Origin of the sequence: Streptomyces sp. NPDC096040 (assembly GCF_040303265.1) — a bacterium.
Lineage (GTDB): Bacteria > Actinomycetota > Actinomycetes > Streptomycetales > Streptomycetaceae > Streptomyces.
Genome location: NZ_JBEOTA010000060.1, coordinates 1 through 15,742, shown reverse-complemented (window position 1 = coordinate 15,742; position 15,742 = coordinate 1). Strand labels below are relative to the sequence as shown.

The 15,742-nt window shown below is 69.4% G+C and carries 19 protein-coding genes; 8 read left to right on the top strand and 11 right to left on the bottom strand.

The genetic code is table 11. The features are described 5' to 3' along the window. Positions 1-95: 95 nt before the first annotated feature. The gene (ligD, locus tag ABTY98_RS40645) at positions 96-977 is read right to left on the bottom strand and encodes a non-homologous end-joining DNA ligase (protein ID WP_352226201.1); all 882 of its coding nucleotides are present in this window, start codon (positions 975-977) and stop codon (positions 96-98) included. Positions 978-1,029: 52 nt separating this feature from the next. On the opposite strand from ligD, the gene ku reads away from it, so the two are divergent. Further along, positions 1,030-2,031 (top strand): non-homologous end joining protein Ku, encoded by a 1,002-nt coding sequence (ku, locus tag ABTY98_RS40640; protein ID WP_352226200.1) that lies wholly within the window; start codon positions 1,030-1,032, stop codon positions 2,029-2,031. Positions 2,032-2,421: 390 nt separating this feature from the next. On the opposite strand, the gene ABTY98_RS40635 is transcribed toward ku, so the two are convergent. From ABTY98_RS40635 to ABTY98_RS40610, 6 genes are all read right to left on the bottom strand, one after another. After that, complete coding sequence (locus ABTY98_RS40635) at positions 2,422-3,114, bottom strand: GntR family transcriptional regulator (protein WP_352226199.1); 693 nt, start codon at positions 3,112-3,114, stop codon at positions 2,422-2,424. Between the two features lie 132 nt (positions 3,115-3,246). After that, positions 3,247-4,248, bottom strand: coding sequence for a proline racemase family protein (locus ABTY98_RS40630; RefSeq protein WP_352226198.1), 1,002 nt, complete (start codon positions 4,246-4,248; stop codon positions 3,247-3,249). A 28-nt stretch (positions 4,249-4,276) separates the two neighbouring features. Further along, positions 4,277-5,182, bottom strand: a complete 906-nt coding sequence (locus tag ABTY98_RS40625; protein ID WP_352226197.1) for a dihydrodipicolinate synthase family protein — start codon at positions 5,180-5,182, stop codon at positions 4,277-4,279. Positions 5,183-5,216: 34 nt separating this feature from the next. Next, the gene (locus tag ABTY98_RS40620) at positions 5,217-6,641 is read right to left on the bottom strand and encodes an FAD-dependent oxidoreductase (protein ID WP_352226196.1); all 1,425 of its coding nucleotides are present in this window, start codon (positions 6,639-6,641) and stop codon (positions 5,217-5,219) included. Continuing rightward, positions 6,634-6,936 carry a (2Fe-2S)-binding protein gene (locus ABTY98_RS40615; protein ID WP_352226195.1) on the bottom strand — a complete coding sequence of 101 codons (303 nt, stop codon included), beginning with the start codon at positions 6,934-6,936 and terminating at the stop codon, positions 6,634-6,636. The genes ABTY98_RS40620 and ABTY98_RS40615 overlap by 8 nt, the downstream gene beginning before the upstream one ends. A gap of 10 nt (positions 6,937-6,946) precedes the next feature. Next, the gene (locus ABTY98_RS40610; protein ID WP_352226194.1) at positions 6,947-8,140 is read right to left on the bottom strand and encodes an NAD(P)/FAD-dependent oxidoreductase; all 1,194 of its coding nucleotides are present in this window, start codon (positions 8,138-8,140) and stop codon (positions 6,947-6,949) included. 246 nt (positions 8,141-8,386) lie between these two features. Between ABTY98_RS40610 and ABTY98_RS40605 the strand changes: the two genes are divergently transcribed. The 3 genes from ABTY98_RS40605 to ABTY98_RS40595 are packed head-to-tail and all read left to right on the top strand — an operon-like array spanning position 8,387 to position 9,725. Continuing rightward, positions 8,387-8,932 (top strand): hypothetical protein, encoded by a 546-nt coding sequence (locus ABTY98_RS40605; RefSeq protein WP_352226193.1) that lies wholly within the window; start codon positions 8,387-8,389, stop codon positions 8,930-8,932. 59 nt (positions 8,933-8,991) lie between these two features. After that, positions 8,992-9,309, top strand: coding sequence for a DUF2795 domain-containing protein (locus ABTY98_RS40600; RefSeq protein ID WP_352226192.1), 318 nt, complete (start codon positions 8,992-8,994; stop codon positions 9,307-9,309). A gap of 17 nt (positions 9,310-9,326) precedes the next feature. Then, the gene (locus tag ABTY98_RS40595) at positions 9,327-9,725 is read left to right on the top strand and encodes a TraR/DksA family transcriptional regulator (protein ID WP_352226191.1); all 399 of its coding nucleotides are present in this window, start codon (positions 9,327-9,329) and stop codon (positions 9,723-9,725) included. Between the two features lie 237 nt (positions 9,726-9,962). Here ABTY98_RS40595 and ABTY98_RS40590 read toward each other — a convergent pair whose 3' ends face one another. Further along, the gene (locus tag ABTY98_RS40590) at positions 9,963-10,136 is read right to left on the bottom strand and encodes a hypothetical protein (protein ID WP_352226190.1); all 174 of its coding nucleotides are present in this window, start codon (positions 10,134-10,136) and stop codon (positions 9,963-9,965) included. A gap of 308 nt (positions 10,137-10,444) precedes the next feature. Continuing rightward, positions 10,445-11,032, bottom strand: a complete 588-nt coding sequence (locus ABTY98_RS40585; RefSeq protein WP_352226189.1) for a TetR/AcrR family transcriptional regulator — start codon at positions 11,030-11,032, stop codon at positions 10,445-10,447. Positions 11,033-11,089: 57 nt separating this feature from the next. Between ABTY98_RS40585 and ABTY98_RS40580 the strand changes: the two genes are divergently transcribed. Both ABTY98_RS40580 and ABTY98_RS40575 read left to right on the top strand, forming a co-directional pair. Then, the gene (locus ABTY98_RS40580; protein WP_352226188.1) at positions 11,090-12,010 is read left to right on the top strand and encodes an alpha/beta fold hydrolase; all 921 of its coding nucleotides are present in this window, start codon (positions 11,090-11,092) and stop codon (positions 12,008-12,010) included. Positions 12,011-12,256: 246 nt separating this feature from the next. Further along, positions 12,257-12,580: a hypothetical protein gene (locus tag ABTY98_RS40575; RefSeq protein ID WP_352226187.1), complete on the top strand. Its 324-nt coding sequence runs from the start codon at positions 12,257-12,259 to the stop codon at positions 12,578-12,580. A 71-nt stretch (positions 12,581-12,651) separates the two neighbouring features. On the opposite strand, the gene ABTY98_RS40570 is transcribed toward ABTY98_RS40575, so the two are convergent. After that, positions 12,652-13,140, bottom strand: a complete 489-nt coding sequence (locus tag ABTY98_RS40570) for a hypothetical protein (RefSeq protein ID WP_352226186.1) — start codon at positions 13,138-13,140, stop codon at positions 12,652-12,654. A gap of 1,422 nt (positions 13,141-14,562) precedes the next feature. On the opposite strand from ABTY98_RS40570, the gene ABTY98_RS40565 reads away from it, so the two are divergent. Together ABTY98_RS40565 and ABTY98_RS40560 are read left to right on the top strand one after the other, a co-directional pair. Continuing rightward, positions 14,563-14,925, top strand: a complete 363-nt coding sequence (locus ABTY98_RS40565; RefSeq protein ID WP_352226185.1) for a hypothetical protein — start codon at positions 14,563-14,565, stop codon at positions 14,923-14,925. A gap of 86 nt (positions 14,926-15,011) precedes the next feature. Next, positions 15,012-15,515: a hypothetical protein gene (locus ABTY98_RS40560; protein ID WP_352226184.1), complete on the top strand. Its 504-nt coding sequence runs from the start codon at positions 15,012-15,014 to the stop codon at positions 15,513-15,515. Here ABTY98_RS40560 and ABTY98_RS40555 read toward each other — a convergent pair. Continuing rightward, a partial coding sequence (locus ABTY98_RS40555) for an integrase core domain-containing protein (protein ID WP_352226183.1) occupies positions 15,458-15,742 on the bottom strand: 285 nt, incomplete at its 5' end. The genes ABTY98_RS40560 and ABTY98_RS40555 overlap by 58 nt on opposite strands.

The window sequence follows — 15,742 nt, the reverse complement described above, 5'->3', positions numbered from 1 at the left end:
GTGGCGCCGCCCGCTCCGCGTCCAGCAGCGGCGCGAGCAGGTCCCCGTACTCCTCGACCCGCCCCGGGATGTCCCCGGCCCGGAACTCCAACTCCTCACGGCAGCGGCGCCGCCCGCTCCGCGTCCAGCAGCGGCGCGAGCAGGTCCCCGTACTCCTCGACCCGCCCCGGGATGTCCCCGGCCCGGAACTCCAACTCCTCCACGCGCCGGCAGGCCGCGACCTCCTCCCAGGTCACCGGCGTCGACACCATCGGCTCCCGCCGCGCCCGGACCGTGTACGGGGCCGCCGTCGTCTTCCGGCCCGCGTTCTGGCTCCAGTCCACGAACACCTTCCCCGGCCGCAGACTCCGTGTCATCCGGTGCACGACCAGCCGCGGCATCTTCCGCTCAGCCGCCACGGCCAGCCCCTTGGCGTACTCGCTCACCCGCTCGCTGGACGCCCCCCGCACCCCCGCCAGCAGATGCAGCCCCTTCGAACCGGCCGTCTTGACATGCGCCTCGATCCCGTCCGCGGCCAGCCTCTCCCGCAGCCACAGCGCGACCTCACAGCACTGCACCACCGTCGCCGGAGCCCCGGGGTCCAGGTCGAAGACGATCCGGTCGGCCTCGTCCGGCGTCTGCACCAGCCACTGATGCGTATGGAACTCGGTGACCAGGTTCGCCGCCCACATCAGGCTCGCCAGGTCCTGCACCAGCACCATCCGGGCCGGTCCGTCCGACCGGCGCACCTCGGCGGTGGTGACCCACTCGGGCGTACCCGGCGGCACGTTCTTGGTGAAGAACACCTGGCCGTCCGGCCCGTCCGGATAGCGCAGGAAGGACACCGGCCGGTCGCGCAGATGCGGCAGCAGGACCTCGGCCGACGTCGCGTAATAGTGCAGCAGCTCGCCCTTGGTGAACCCGGTCGCCGGATACAGCACCTTCTCCAGATTGCTGAGCGCGACCCTTCGCCCGTCCACCTCTGTGATCGGCGTCATACGATGACAATCTCATACAAAGCCTTGGTATTCGGACGGAGGGAAGCCGCAGGTGCGATCCATATGGAACGGCGCGATCTCCTTCGGCCTCGTCAGCATCCCGATCAAGCTGGTGAACGCGACGGAGAATCACTCGATCTCCTTCCGCCAGATCCACACCGAGGACAACGGCCGGATCCGCTACCGCAAGTTCTGCGAACCGGAGGACCGCGAGGTCACCCAGTCGGAGATCGGCAAGGGGTACGAGGACGCCGACGGCACGGTCATCCCGATCACCGACGACGACCTGTCCCACCTGCCCATCCCCACCGCCCGCACCATCGAGATCGTCGCCTTCGTCCCGGCCGACCGGATCGACCCGCTCCAGATGGACGCGGCGTACTACCTGGCGGCCTCCGGCGCCCCCGCCGCGAAGCCGTACACCCTCCTGCGGGAGGCCCTGAAACGCAGCCACAAGGTGGCCATCGCGAAATACGCGCTGCGCGGCCGCGAACGCCTCGGCATGCTCCGCGTGGTGGGCGACGCCATCGCCATGCACGGCCTGCTCTGGCCGGACGAGGTCCGCACCCCGGAGGGCGTCGCCCCCGATGTCGACGTCACCGTCCGCGACAAGGAACTCGACCTCGCCGACGCCCTGATGGACACCCTGGGCGAGGTCGAGCTGGAGGACCTGCACGACGAGTACCGGGCGGCCCTGGAGGAGGTCATCGCGGCGAAGGCGGCCGGCGAGGCCCCACCGGAGGCCCCCGAACCGGCGAACGGCGGCAAGGTACTCGACCTGATGGCGGCCCTGGAGAAGAGCGTGCGGGCGGCGAAGGGGTCGCGGGGCGAGGAGGCGGAGGTAACTCCTCTGCCGAGCAGGGGGACCACGAAGAAGACCGCGGCAAAGAAATCCGCGGAGAAGAGGTCTGCGGCGAAGAAGACGACTGCGAAAAAATCCGCGACGAAGTCGGCAGCCGCGAAGAAGACCACGGAGAAGAAGGCCACGGAGAAGAAGACGACCGCGAAGAAGACGACCGCCAGGAAGACCACGCCTCGCAAGCGCTCCGCATGACTACGTGTGACTCCGCACGACAACGTGCCCCGAAGCTAGGTCACACGCTGAGCGACTCGGCCGGAGCGAGGTGACGGAACCTGACCGGCCCGGTACTCGTAGTCCCGTGCGCCCAGGATGAGCCGCTTGGTCCCATACTCTCGAACTTCGACAGGCGAGCACCCTCGATATCGGTGCTCAGATCCGGTCGCGCATGCCGGCGCAGCAGATCACGCAGCTCGTCAAGGTGCATACGCCGATCGCAGCACAGCCCGGCGGCAGGGGTCGGCGGCTTCGGTGGCGGCTGCGACGAGGGTTCCGGCTCGCGTTCGGCGGTGGCGCGCCTGCGACGACGGTTGCGGCGGTGACTGCGGCTCGCGGCTGCGGCGGTGACGAAGTGGTACGGCGGGTCTACTTGGCCGCCCAGAGCCCGCGGACGTGCCCGATGTGGCGTGTCATGACCTCGTGGACGGCCTCCTCGTCGCGGGTGATGAGCGCGTCGAGAATCTCGAGGTGCTCCTCGGCGGAGGCCAGCAGACGGCCCGCCTCCAGCAGGGCGGTGAGGCCGTAGAGGCGGGAGCGCCCCCGCAGGTCCCCGACGACCTCGACGAGGTGGGAGTTGCCGGCGAGGGCGAGCAGACCGAGGTGGAAGCGGGTGTCGGCGTCGACGTAGGAGACCAGGTCCCCCGCCACGGCGGCGTGGACGATCTCCCGCGCGGCGGGGCGCAACACCTCCAGGGAGACCGGGTCGGCGGTCCTCGCCAGCTCCACCACGGTCGGGATCTCGATGAGGGCACGGACGTGGGTGTACTCGTCGAGCTGCTTCTCCGAGACGTCGGTGACCCGGAACCCCTTGTTGGGGACGGTGTCGACCACGCCCTCCCTGACCAGGTCCAGCATGGCCTCGCGCACCGGGGTCGCCGAGACGCCGAAACGGGCGGCGAGCGTCGGCGCGGAGTACACCTCGCCGGGGCGCAGCTCACCGGCGATCAGCGCGGCCCGCAGGGCGTCGGCGACCCGCTCCCGGTAGCTGCTTTTCTTGCCGCCCAGGGTGGGCAGGGCCGGGGGAGCGGCGGCGGGTGAGCTGTGCTGGGCGGCGGGCATGGGTGTCTCCTCGTACGGCACGTGCGGTGTCCGAGGCGTGGGGACGTGCACGTGCATGCTCTCGGCGTCATGTGCAATGTCACGCACCATAAGTATCGCTGGTTGGCAGTGCCGAGGTCGGATGGTCGGACCCTAAAGGACGAAGCCGGTCGGGAACGGGTCGGTCGGGTCGAGCAGGTACTGGGCGGTGCCGGTGATCCAGGCCCGGCCGGTGAAGCTGGGCAGGACGGCGGGACGGCCGGCGACCTCGGTGGTGCCGAGGAGCCGGCCGGTGAACCGCGTCCCGATGAAGGACTCGTTCACGAACTCGGTGTTGAGGGGGAGTTCGCCGCGGGCGTGCAGCTGGGCCATGCGTGCGCTGGTGCCGGTGCCGCAGGGGGAGCGGTCGAACCAGCCGGGGTGGATGGCCATCGCGTGCCGGGAGTGTCGGGCGGTGGCGCCGGGCGCGATGAGATGGACGTGGTGGCAGCCGCGGATGGACGGGTCCTCCGGATGGACGGGCTCCGCCTCGGCGTTGATCGCCTCCATGAGCGAGAGACCGGCCTTGAGGATGTCCCCCTTGCGGGAACGGTCGAAGGGCAGGCCGAACTCGACCAGCGGCAGGATGGCGTAGAAGTTGCCGCCGTATGCCATGTCGTATGTCACCGTCCGGCCGTCGGCGAGGGTGATCTTACGGTCGAGGCCGACGGAGAAGGACGGCACGTTCGCGAGGGTGACATGCCGGGCCGCCCCGTTCTCCACCGCGACCTCGGCGACGACGAGACCCGCCGGGGTGTCGAGCCGGATCGTGGTGACCGGCTCGACGACCTCGACCATGCCGGTCTCCACCAGCACGGTGGCCACACCGATGGTGCCGTGCCCGCACATCGGCAGATAGCCGGAGACCTCGATGTAGATCACACCCCAGTCGCAGTCGGGCCGGGTCGGGGGTTGCAGGACCGCCCCGCTCATCGCCGAGTGCCCGCGCGGCTCGTTCATCAGCAACTGCTTGATGTCGTCGTGGTGTTCACGGAAGTACAGCCGCCGCTCGTTCATGGTCGCGCCGGGAACGGTGCCGATCCCGCCGGTGATCACTCGGGTGGGCATGCCCTCGGTGTGCGAGTCGACGGCGTGCAGGACGAGTTTGCTGCGCATGACGCTCCTGGTGAGTGGTCCGGCTCGGTTACGCGAGTCCGACGGCGACGGCCCGCTCGGTGGCGGCGCGGACGGCGGCCTCCTGCGCGGGCAGCAGCGGCACCCGCGGCGGACGGACGGGACCGCCGGGCCGGCCGACGATGTCCATGGACAACTTGATGGCCTGTACGAACTCGACCTTGGAGTCCCAGCGCAGCAGCGGGTGCAACTGCTCGTACAGCTTCTTGGCGGTCGCGAGGTCGCCGCCCACGGCCGCCCGGTACAGCTCGACGCTCGCGCGGGGCAGCGCGTTCGGGTAGCCGGCCACCCAGCCCTTGGCACCGGCGATCGCCAGCTCCAGCAGGACGTCGTCGGCGCCGATCAACAGGTCCAGGTCCGGGGCGAGTTCGGCGAGCCGGTAGGCACGGCGGACATCGCCGGAGAACTCCTTGACGGCGTGGACGAAGCCCTCGGCGTGCAACTTGGCCAGCAGCTCCGGGACCAGGTCGACCTTGGTGTCGATGGGGTTGTTGTACGCGACGACCGGGACGCCCGCCTTCGCGACCTCCGCGTAATGCGCCAGCACCGAGCGCTTGTCGGCGCGGTAGGCGTTGGGCGGCAGCAGCATCACGGAGGCGCAGCCGGCGTCCCGGGCCTGCTCGGCCCAGCGGCGGGCCTCGGCCGAGCCGTAGGCGGCGACACCGGGCATCACACGCTCGCCGCCGATGGCGGCCACAGCCGTCTCCACGACCCTGGCGCGCTCCTCGGCGGTGAGTGTCTGGTACTCGCCGAGCGAGCCGTTCGGTACGACACCGTCGCAGCCGTTCGCCACCAGCCAGACGCAGTGCTCGGCGTACCGGTCGTGGTTCACGGAAAGGTCGTCGTTGAGCGGGAGGGCGGTGGCGACGAGGACGCCGCGCCAGGGGCGGTTGCCGGTGTTCTCGGTGACGGTCATCTGAGGTCCATCCTCGTCAATAGGGTGTGACATTTTACTGATTGGCCTGGTTTTCCCAGTCGTCCTCGGGTTCTCGTTCTCCGGCGGCGGCCAGGACCCCGAGGGGCACCGGCCGGGCGAACGGCCGCCGCGAGGGCGTGAGATCGCACCCGGCCAGACCCGCCACCGCGGGCCCGCACACCCGCCCCTGGCACCAGCCCATCCCGGCCCGGGTCAGCAGCTTCACGGTGCGTACGTCACCGGCGCCGAGCTCCGCGACGGCCTCCCTGATCGCACCCCCGGTGACCTCCTCGCACCGGCAGACCACGGTGTCGTCGGTGACCTGCTCGGTCCACTGGGCGGGCGGGGTGAAGACGGTGTCCAGCGCGGCGAAGAACTCCCGCAACCGGGTACGGGACCGCACGGCCGCCGCCCAGGAGCGCGGGTCGGGTTCGGCGCCGTGCAGCCGTGCCGCGGCGGACCGGCCCGCGATACGGCCCTCGGCGAGGGAGAGGGCGGAGCCGCCGATGCCCGTGGTCTCGCCCGCGGCCCAGACGCCGGGGACGTCGGTGCGCTGCTCGCCGTCGACCCGGACCGCCATGCCGTCGAGGTGGCAGCCCAGCGCCTCGGCGAGGTCGGTGTGCGGGAGCATGCCGTGGCCGACGGCGAGGGTGTCGCAGACGATACGACGCTCGGTGCCGGGCCTGACCCGCCCGGCGCCGTCGAGGGCGGCCACGGTGACCGCCTCCAGCCGCTCGGTGCCGTGCGCCTCGACGACCGTGTGGCGGACGAGGGTGCGCACCCGTTGCCGAAGCAGCCGGACGCCGTACTGGGCACCCTCGACGACCTTGCCGGGCTGGGCGGCCAGCGCGCGGGTCCGTCGTACGAACGCCTTGGGGTCGGCGGACTCGACGAGCGCGGCCACCTCGACGCCGGCCGCGGCGAGGCCGGTCGCGACGGGGAGGAGCAGCGGTCCGGTACCGGCGACGACGGCGGTGCGTCCGGGGACCACGAGGGAGCCCTTGAGCATGGCCTGGGCGCCACCCGCGGTGACGACGCCGGGCAGGGTCCAGCCGGGGAAGGGCAGCACCTTCTCGTGACCGCCGGTGGCGACGAGGACGGCGTCGGCACGTACGGCGACGGGCTCCTCCTGCGCGGGACCGAGCAGCGTGTGCACGACGAAGCAGCCGTCCACCCGCTCCACGAACCACACATGGTGGTCCGTCAAATGCCTTACTCGGGTGGCCCGTACGTGGGTCTCCAGGGCATTCCGCAACCGTTCCCACGTCCGCCACTGGTGATGCAGGGCCTGGGGACGACGGGCGCCCAGCTCTGCGGCGGGCCGGCGGTAGAACTGCCCGCCGGCCTCCGTGGCCGAGTCGATGAGCGTGACCCGTACACCGCCGGAGGCGGCGGCGACGGTGGCGGCGAGTCCGGCCGGGCCCGCACCGATCACGGCGAGATGCGGCTGGTCAGCCATCGTGGCCGGTCCCCTCCTGCGTACGGATCGCGTCGCCGGGCCGAAGGGGTACCAGGCAGGCACGTTGGTTCGTGCGGTCGTTGACCGTCACCAGACAGTCGAAGCAGACGCCGATGCCGCAGAAGACACCGCGGGGGCGGCCCCCGCCGCGGGTGGTACGCCAGGAGATGACACCGGCTGCCCAGAGCGCGGCGGCGACGGTCTGGCCGGGCCGGGCCTCGATCTCGCGCCCGTCGAGGGTGACCGTGAACGCCGGTCCCGGCTGGGCGTCGGCGAGTTCCAGGGGGGATCGCACGCGGTCTCCTCTAGTCGGCGGGAAAGTGGTCCGTGGCAGAGTGGTCGGCGGGGAAGCGGCCGGGACGGAAGGGCGCGAGGTCCAGATCCGGGCCCTGGCCCAGGCCCGGCGTCTTCGCGGTCAGGGCCTGTGCGATCAAGTGCCCGGTGCCGGTGGCGAGCCCGATGCCGGCGCCTTCGTGGCCGCAGGCGTGGTGGAGGCCGGGGACGCGCGGGTCGGGGCCGATGGCGGGCAGGTGGTCGGGCATGTACGGGCGAAAGCCGAGGTACGCGCGAGTGGCGCGGACACCCGCCAGGAACGGGAACAGCCGTGTCGCGCCCGCCGCCAGGGCCCGCATGACCGGCAGCGAGAAGGCCCGGTCGAAACCGACCCGTTCCCGGCTCGCGCCGATCAGCACCGGCCCCGCAGCCGTTCCCTCCACAACCGGCGAGGTCTGCAACGCGGACGAGTCACTGGCCACGTCGGCCACGTAGTCGGCGGCGTACACCTTGTGGCGTACCAGGCGCGGGAGGGGCTCGGTGACGAGGACGAAGCCGCGGCGCGGGAGGACCGGGAGGTGGGCGCCCGCGAGCGCGGCGATGTCGGCGCCCCAGGTGCCGGCGGCGTTGACGACCGCGGGCGCGTCGATGTCGCCCTGGTCCGTACGGACTCCGCGCACCGCGCCGTCGGGGGTGCGCGGTACGCCGGTCACGGTACGGCCGGTGAGCAGCCGGGCACCGGAAGCGCGGAGCAGATGGGCGGCGGCCAGGGCGGGCATCACCTGGGCGTCCTGCGGGTAGTGCACGGCGCCGGGCAGGCCGGGAGCGAGGTGGGGTTCGAGGTCGTACAGGTCGGTGCCGTCGACCGGTGCGGCGAGGACTCCCGCGGTGCGCTGTCCGTCGGCGAACCGTTCCAGGGCGGCGAGCCCGCCCGGGGAAGCGGCGACGACCACGCCCCCCTTGGCCTCGTACTCGACGGCCGCCCCGAACTCGTCGGCGAGGTCCGCCCACAGCCGGCCCGACAACAGCGCGAGGTCCAGTTCCGGCCCGGGCGCCTTGTCGGAAACCAGGAGGTTGCCCTCACCCGCCCCGGTCGTACCCCCGGCCACCGGACCACGGTCGACGACGATCACGTCGAGCCCCGCCCGAGCCGCGTACAGAGCACACGCCGCACCCACCATCCCGGCCCCGACGACCACGACATCGCAGGTCAGTCGCTTACTCACGCCAGTACTATGTCACATACCTCCGTGCTTGAGAACGGTCTGTTAGCGAGGAATCTCCGACGAACCGTCCACCCTCGTGCGCGCGGGCCCGGCTGGGCGTGTCGGCCCCCGGAAGCGGAGGCTGCTCCGTCGCCCAGCGCCCGGCGAGGCGATGCAGGCAAATGAAGGCGTCACTTGCGGGCCCGGCTCCCGGATGGGTACCCGGGACTTCGTCAAAGCAAGGGCCTGCGCCGACGAGGAGTCTGTATGAGTACGAGTGATGTCCCCAGGGGGAGCGCAACCAGTACGCGGCCGGCCGGTCCGCTCCGGTCGGACCTGCTCGGCATCTATCTCAACGACCACCTGGCGGGGGCGACCATCGGCACCCGCCGCGCACGGAACGTCGCCGCCGCGACCCGGGGCACCCCGCTCGGCGACGTGCTGGAACCGATCGCCGAGGAGATCGAGCAGGACCGTGCGAGCCTGCTGGAGATCATGGGCCGGCTCGGGGTCCCGGCACGCCGGTACAAGGTCTTGGCGGCCGGCACGGCCGAGTGGGCGGGGCGGTTCAAGCCCAACGGACGCATCATCGGCCGCTCTCCGCTCACCACGGTGGTCGAACTCGAATTCCTGCGACTCGGCGTCGAGGGAAAGGCGGCCGGCTGGCGGACGCTGCGCACACTCGCGGACACGGACGGCCGCCTCGACCATCGGCAGCTCGACGAGCTCCTCGCGCGGGCGGAACGGCAGCTGAGCACGTTGGAAGAGCTCCGTCTCCGCAAGGCGCGGGAGGTTTTCCGAGGTCGCACATGACCGGCGTCCGGCACGGGTACGCGGACGCCACCGACGAGGTCCTCGCAAGGAGGGTTCCCATGGCACACACCAGCGTTCCGGAAGTGCTGGGCGCGCTCAAGGACGTCGACTTCCCGGCAGACAAGGACGAGCTGGTCACGGCCGCGCGTTCGGCAGGCGCCCCGGAAGAGGTGGTGAAGGCGCTGCGGGGCGTCCCGCCGGAGCGGTACGCCAGCCGCGAGGAGGTGGCCCCTTCGGTCCGCGTTGACCCGGACTCGGACCTCGACTACAACGCCACCCAGCGCGCCGAGCAGGCCCGCGACGGCGGCAAGCCCGGGCTCTCCCAGCACCTGCGGGAAGAGCCCAAGACGCCGATCCAGCAGGAACTCGACCACTGACACCTCTCGGACCCCCCATGACCGATCCCCAGGGCGCTGCCCCCGACTCCACCGACTCCCCGGACGAGCGCGACTCGCTGCGGAGGCTGCTGGCAGCCGAACGCGTCGACACGGTCAGCCAGATAGCCGCACTGAGCAGTGACTTCGATGGGATCGTCGAAGCCAACGCGCTGGTGGCGGTCGACGACGAGCACGACCCGGAGGGGTCGAGCACCGCCTTCGAGCGAGCCCACGTCGCCTCCTTGCTGGCGCAGACCCGCCACCATCTGGACGACGTGGACCGGGCGCTGGAACGGCTGGAGGCGGGCGAGTACGGACAGTGTGCCGTGTGCGGCGAGCCGATACCGAGGGAGCGCCTCGAAGTACGTCCCGCGGCGACGACCTGCGTCCGCTGCGCGGCGGTCGCCGGCGGCTGACCGAGAGGCCGCCACCAGCCACCGACCAGCCGCCACCGACCGGCACGAGGCTCCTACCTGGTCACCATTGTGTTGGGGCGTCTGCGTCCGACGTGTGTCGGAGGTGTGCGGGCGCCCACCGCACGAGGACGCGAACCGCCCCTGCCGCGCCCCCTGGTGGTACCGCTCGCCGATGGCCACTGCCTTTGTAAGCGGTTCATTGCCACCCGGCCATGGTGACTCAATGTCACGACATTGTCAGCGCTTGAAGGTGTCCTTGGTCCTCTCCTTTTGGCCCCGCATCCTGCCCCGCGCTTCGAGGGCGGCGCCCTTTGCCGCGAGGGTGTCCTTGTGCACCGCGTGGGCGGCCTTGCGCACGGTCTTTCCGACCATCTGTTCGGCCTTTGCCTTGGCTTTCTCTCCGGCACTCATCTCAGTACCTCCGCGCAGTCTCACTGGCCGAGTGCCCTTGAGACAGGGGCGAAACTTGAGCCGGCGATGTCCCGCTGCCCCATCGCACCTGCCTGAGGTGGCCAGCGGCAGCAGCAGCTCGTTGTCGCGGTCCTTCAGCGACGGCGGTGCGATCCGCCGGATCTGCTGCCGATAGGCCGAGGTCCCCCGGGGCGGGGCGGACAGGAAGACGTTGAACCGGATGTTGTCCGATCCGACCTGCGTGTCGTGGGCATACCACCAGGTTGCCGAGCTATCCGGGGAGCCGGGAGGGATGTCCGCCGCACTACTCAAGGTAGTGGATGTGGTTCTTCGGGGATACGGGCGGCGGCTGCGGCGACGGTCGCCAGGTCTTCGCCCGAGAATCCGACGCGGCTCAGCACCGCCAGGGACTTGTTCGTCGCCAGCGTGCACAACGCCAGCTCTGCCGCCTCCTGCTCACCGGCCCCCGCCGCCCGCAACGCCTGCTCCAGCATCGCCCGCAAACCGTCAATCATGGCGCGGACCATCGCCTGGCCCTCCGCGTCGAGGGCCGGGAACTGCGTTGCCGACACCGTGAGCAGGCAGCCATCCGGGACTGTCGGGTCGGCGATGCGGTTCAGGGTGACCTGCAGGTAGGCGGCCACAACGGCGCTCGGGCTCGGGTGGGGGCCGGACAGTGCCTGGTCGTACAGCGGGTGGTAGGTCTGCGCGTACCGTTGGAGGCTCTTCCGGAAGAGGGCGCTCTTGTCGCCGAACGTGCCGTAGAGCGAGCCCCGGCCCAGGCCCGTGCCCTCGGTCAGGCGGTCGATCGAGGCCTCCGAATAGCCCCAGCGCCAGAAGACATGCATCGCGCGTCGGAGCGCCTCGTCCACGTCGAATTGCTTGCGGCCTGCCATGGTTCGTCAGTCTACAGGTCTTGTACCGATCGTTCAAAGATGCGTAGGATCACCGGCATGACAAGCTTGAGTTCGCTGCGGCTGCCCGACGGGTTCGCCGACGTGTTCACCAGCCGGCTCGTGGAGCTGAACGGGCTGCGACTGCACGCAGTCACCGGCGGGGACGGCCCGCCGCTGCTGCTGGTCGGCGGATGGCCACAGACCTGGTACGCCTGGCGGGAGGTGATGCCCGCGCTCGCCCGCGAGCACACCGTCGTCGCCGTCGACTCGCGCGGAGCCGGGCTCTCCGACAAGCCCGACGACGGTTACGACGCCGGCACGCTGGCCGCTGATCTGGTCGCGCTGATGGCCGCGCTCGGGCACGACCGGTTCGACGTGGTCGGCCACGACATCGGCACGTGGACCGGATACGCCCTCGCTGCCGATTACCCCGAGCGGGTGGGCCGGCTCGCCGTCCTCGAAGCCGTGATCCCCGGTCTCACGCCGTCCCCGCCGGTCTTCAGCCCGGCCGCGCTCAACCAGAAACTCTGGCAGTTCGGCTTCAACCGGCTCACCGAGCTCAACGAGGAACTGGTCCGAGGGCGAGAGCGGCTCTTCTTCGGCTGGCAGTTCGCCACCAAGGCCGCCACCCCGACCGCGATCCCCGCGTACGCCGTCGACGTCTACGTCGACGCGATCGCCGCGGATCCTCGCGCGCTGCGGGCGAGCTTCGCGTACTACCGGGCGCTGGACGAGACAATCGCGCAGAACGAGCAGCGCAGCAAGACCCGGCTGACGCTGCCGGTGCTCGCCGTCGGCGGCGCGCGGTGGAGCGGCGCGAATGCCGCCCAGACGATGCGGCTGGCGGCCGACGACGTCACCGGGGTGGTCCTCGAAGACTGCGGCCATTACCCGGCCGAGGAGCAGCCGGCGCGGTTCACCGAGATCCTGCAGGACTTCCTCGGCGGCAAACCGGTGTCAGGCGTGCCGCACGCCTGACACATTCGTGGCGAAGTTGCGCCATGTCCGTCTTCCGCCCCCGCTCATTCACGTTCCGGCGTCGCCTCTCGTGCGCCAAGAATCGACGGCTATGCGTATGCCGTCCGGGGTGTGCGAGGAAGGATACCGATGGCCCCAGTCAGCTACCGCAGTTCCCGGCCGCGATGATCGCGGCGTTGCTCGGCGTCGGGCCGGCAGGGCCAAGGGGGCCGAGGCGCGCGTACGGCGGAGGTGTTGCGTGAGAACGTGGCGCACGCCGACCAGAGCCAGCAGGGGCTGCGGGCCCTGCTGATGGACCGCAAGGCCACGTTCACGCCGTTCTGGATCTCCGACGCGCACGAGGTGACCAGCCGCACGAAGTCCGGATACGACTCGTGGTGGTCGAAGGTGAGCGGTCGCCGCCGGCGGACACCTACAGGCCGCAGTGTCGGTCGAACGCCGGCTGAACCCGGTACCGATGAACATCGACGGTGCGACTGCGGTGATCTACGCCAACTCGGCTTCGAAGCACCCCTGGCGCGAGACCTGTTCGTACTCAGCCGCAGCGTCGGCATCCTGGCCCACGCTTAAAAGCGCTTGAAAGCGTGCACGAAAAAGTCCCCCTTATAAAATTTTTGGGTCGGTCGGGAAAGCAGGTTCCCCTACGAAGGTCGGCGGTCGTCCAATGTGCGACACAGTGACGAGAACGCCACATCCGGGAAATCTCCACCCCAGCCCGGAATCCGCCCCTTGGGCGCCGCTTCTCGGACAGCCGAGAAGGCATCCTTGGATGCGGTCAGGAACGTCAGCGCAGGAACCCGGGCTGACACCAGGGCATTCCCCCGTACTGGCATCCAGGGCGGGTCAGCCGGAGTGAGCCAGTCAGGCAGGCCCAGTTCGTGTACGGCGATGGAAGTATGGTCGGGGCCCGACCTGGCGAGATCGAGGAACACCCCTCCAGGCTCGTCACCCCACAGAACCGACGCCACCGCCGCGCCCGAGGCGATGTGAGCCACCGCCACGACCAAGTCGGAGAAGAAGTCGTCCTCGATGGATGTAGCCCGATAGACAGCCACTTCTCCGCCCACACGCAATTTCAGGTGACACCACCCGGCCCTGAACGTGAAAGAAACTTCAAACTGGTCGGTCAAACCAGAAAACACGGAAACCCCCGTCAGGAAACCTGCGTGACGACCCTAGAACAGGAGTCGCACACGTGTCCACTATCAATTGAGTCGATCCCTCTTACCGAATTCCTGACTCGCGGAAGATCGCTGATGGCGAGCACGGAAAGCGCCGGTGATGTACTGGCCTCAGCTCGCTCTGGCGAGAGTGTCAGTGTGCTGGCTCCGGCGGTCCTTGATCAGGTTCGCCAGCTGGATAGCCCAAGGCTGCGGGGACGGCCGTGAGGGCCGATGCTGGTCGCTGGTTTTGCTGTACTTCGTTGCTGTACAGCAGGATCCCGACCGGGGGCGAGGTCATGGAAGGGGAACAGCTCGAACGGCTGCTGGGCGAAGGTGACGAGACGTCGTCGGCCGCCCTGTCTGCTCTCCGTGCCGGCGCCTCTCACGTTGTCTGGGACGGAACGGCGTCAGCCGAGTCGCTCGCGTCGGTCTACGGGCGCCGACTCCGTCACACCCTTCGCAGGGGCATTGAGACCTCCGGCTTGGCGCGGGCCGTGCAACGCCTGGACCTATACGGCCGACCGGTTCGACTGGGCCAGATCAGGACTGCCGACGGATCGTGGGTCTTCAGGCTGTTTCTCGACGAGGACGGCAGCATGCTGTTGGCGTGCACCGGCGTCCGGCAGGCCCAACCGGGGACGGCACGACCAGACACTTGCTGAGTCTCGCACCGCCAAACGCTTTGCAACTGGGGTGGTGGGGTGGTGGGGCTTGTGCGGGGGCGTTCACCTGGGTTCATGGGTGGCTCACCGCCATGCCGGGATCGGTTTCGGTCTCGCCTGAACGCCTGTGAACCGGGCTGAATGAGACGGAAATCGGGACGGGCGTCCCAGGCCGCCCGCGCGATCGAGGTTCTCGGACGACGTCATCAGCGGCACGCGCCTCCACGGCCCTTTCCTCATGGACTGGCAAAGCCCCAGCTTGCCTTCGATCAATTGTTCGCCCCCGGTTTGTGGTCGCTTGTTAGCGTGATCGCGACCAATTGTCATGCTCAGCACTAGGGGGAGCCAGTATTGCGAGCAAGACTTAGATGCACCATCACCGCCCTGGCCCTCGGGGCCAGTCTGCTTGCTGGGGGAACCGCATCGGCCGCGGACCCCTCCCAGGACAGCAGCACCACGGCCGACAGCGGTGCCACCGCACCCGAGGGTGAGTGGCACTCATACGCGGACGCCACGGGGGCCGATGCGGACGCTATCAGCGCCGCCAACTCGGCAGGCATGTCGGAGGACGACGCTGCCGATCTGGCGGAGGTGAACACTGTCCACTGCGGCGGTCGACACCGATGCCAGCACCGACACGGTGACACCCGCCTCGGATCCTCCTCAGCCGCAGACCTCGTGCCCGAGGGGGACCACCTACAACGGTGTCCATGCGCCCTGGTCCTGCATGGACATCATGAAGGACAACGCGGACAAGGGCCACGCCGTGTGGATCCGCGTCGGAAAGGCGAATCCGAGGGGGTTCGGTTACACCCACGCATTCGTAGATCACAACCTCTACGAGGAGCCCATGCTCGTCGTGATCTACAACAACTCACACGGTCTCAAGCAGAGCAACGGCCGGTACCTGTACGGCATGTACTTCAAGGGGCCCAGAGGCGTCAAGCAGTTCGTCGAGGTGTACGAACAGCGCACCAAGGGGTCGGGGTCACCGGACGATCACCCGATGGGTGTCGTGACGGCCTTCTGCAGGAATGCCTCCTACCAGGAAGAGAACAAGTGTCCCGAGTGGGTCAATACCTCACTCTGACTGATTGAACCGTGGGCTTGGGATCCCGGCCGGACGTAAGCTGATGCCTCCTCGGCCGGGATCCCGAGCGCAACGGGAAGGACGCCATGGATGCCTCTCTGATGCAGTCTGTCGTTGCGGATCTGTCCCGCGTGCTGCCCGAACTGACGCGCGAGGCGCGGGAGCGTCAGTCTTCGCCTGAGATCACAGGTGATCAGCCCGGATGGCACGCCTACGCCCCCCTCGGCAGCGACGCATCGCCATTCCAACCGCCGACCCCCTGGGGCCGAGCCGAGGTATTGGGCGTCGGTGCAGTGGGCCAACTGATCATCGTCAGCTTCCGCTGGTTGCCGGCCAAACGGCTCTTCGCGCATGTCACTGATCTCGGAGCATGGGACGCCATGCCCGATGTAGCGGCTCTCCAGATCGAGCACGCCCTGACCCGCATGCTTGCCTCGGACGAGTTCCCCGATCTCCCGAAAGCCTTGGAAGTCGGAGACATCACTCTGGTGAGGGGCCTCGCGTTCTCCGGACAGGCTTCTGACCGTTTATTTCACCCGGCGATTCGCAACTTCTCGTACTCGACGTGGACTTCACGCGGAGGGCGGTAACCCACTGCCGAGTGGAGGCGTTTGCGATTGTACCAGAATTCGATGTAGCGAGTGATGTCCTGACGGGCGGCCTCGCGGGTCAGGTAAGCCACCCTTGATACGCGCTCGTTCTTCAGGGCGCCGAAGAATGACTCGGCCATGGCGTTATCGAAACAGATCCCGGTACGGCCGGAAGATCTGCGTAGCCCGAACCGGTCGAGCGTCTTCCCGAACTCGGCTGACATGTA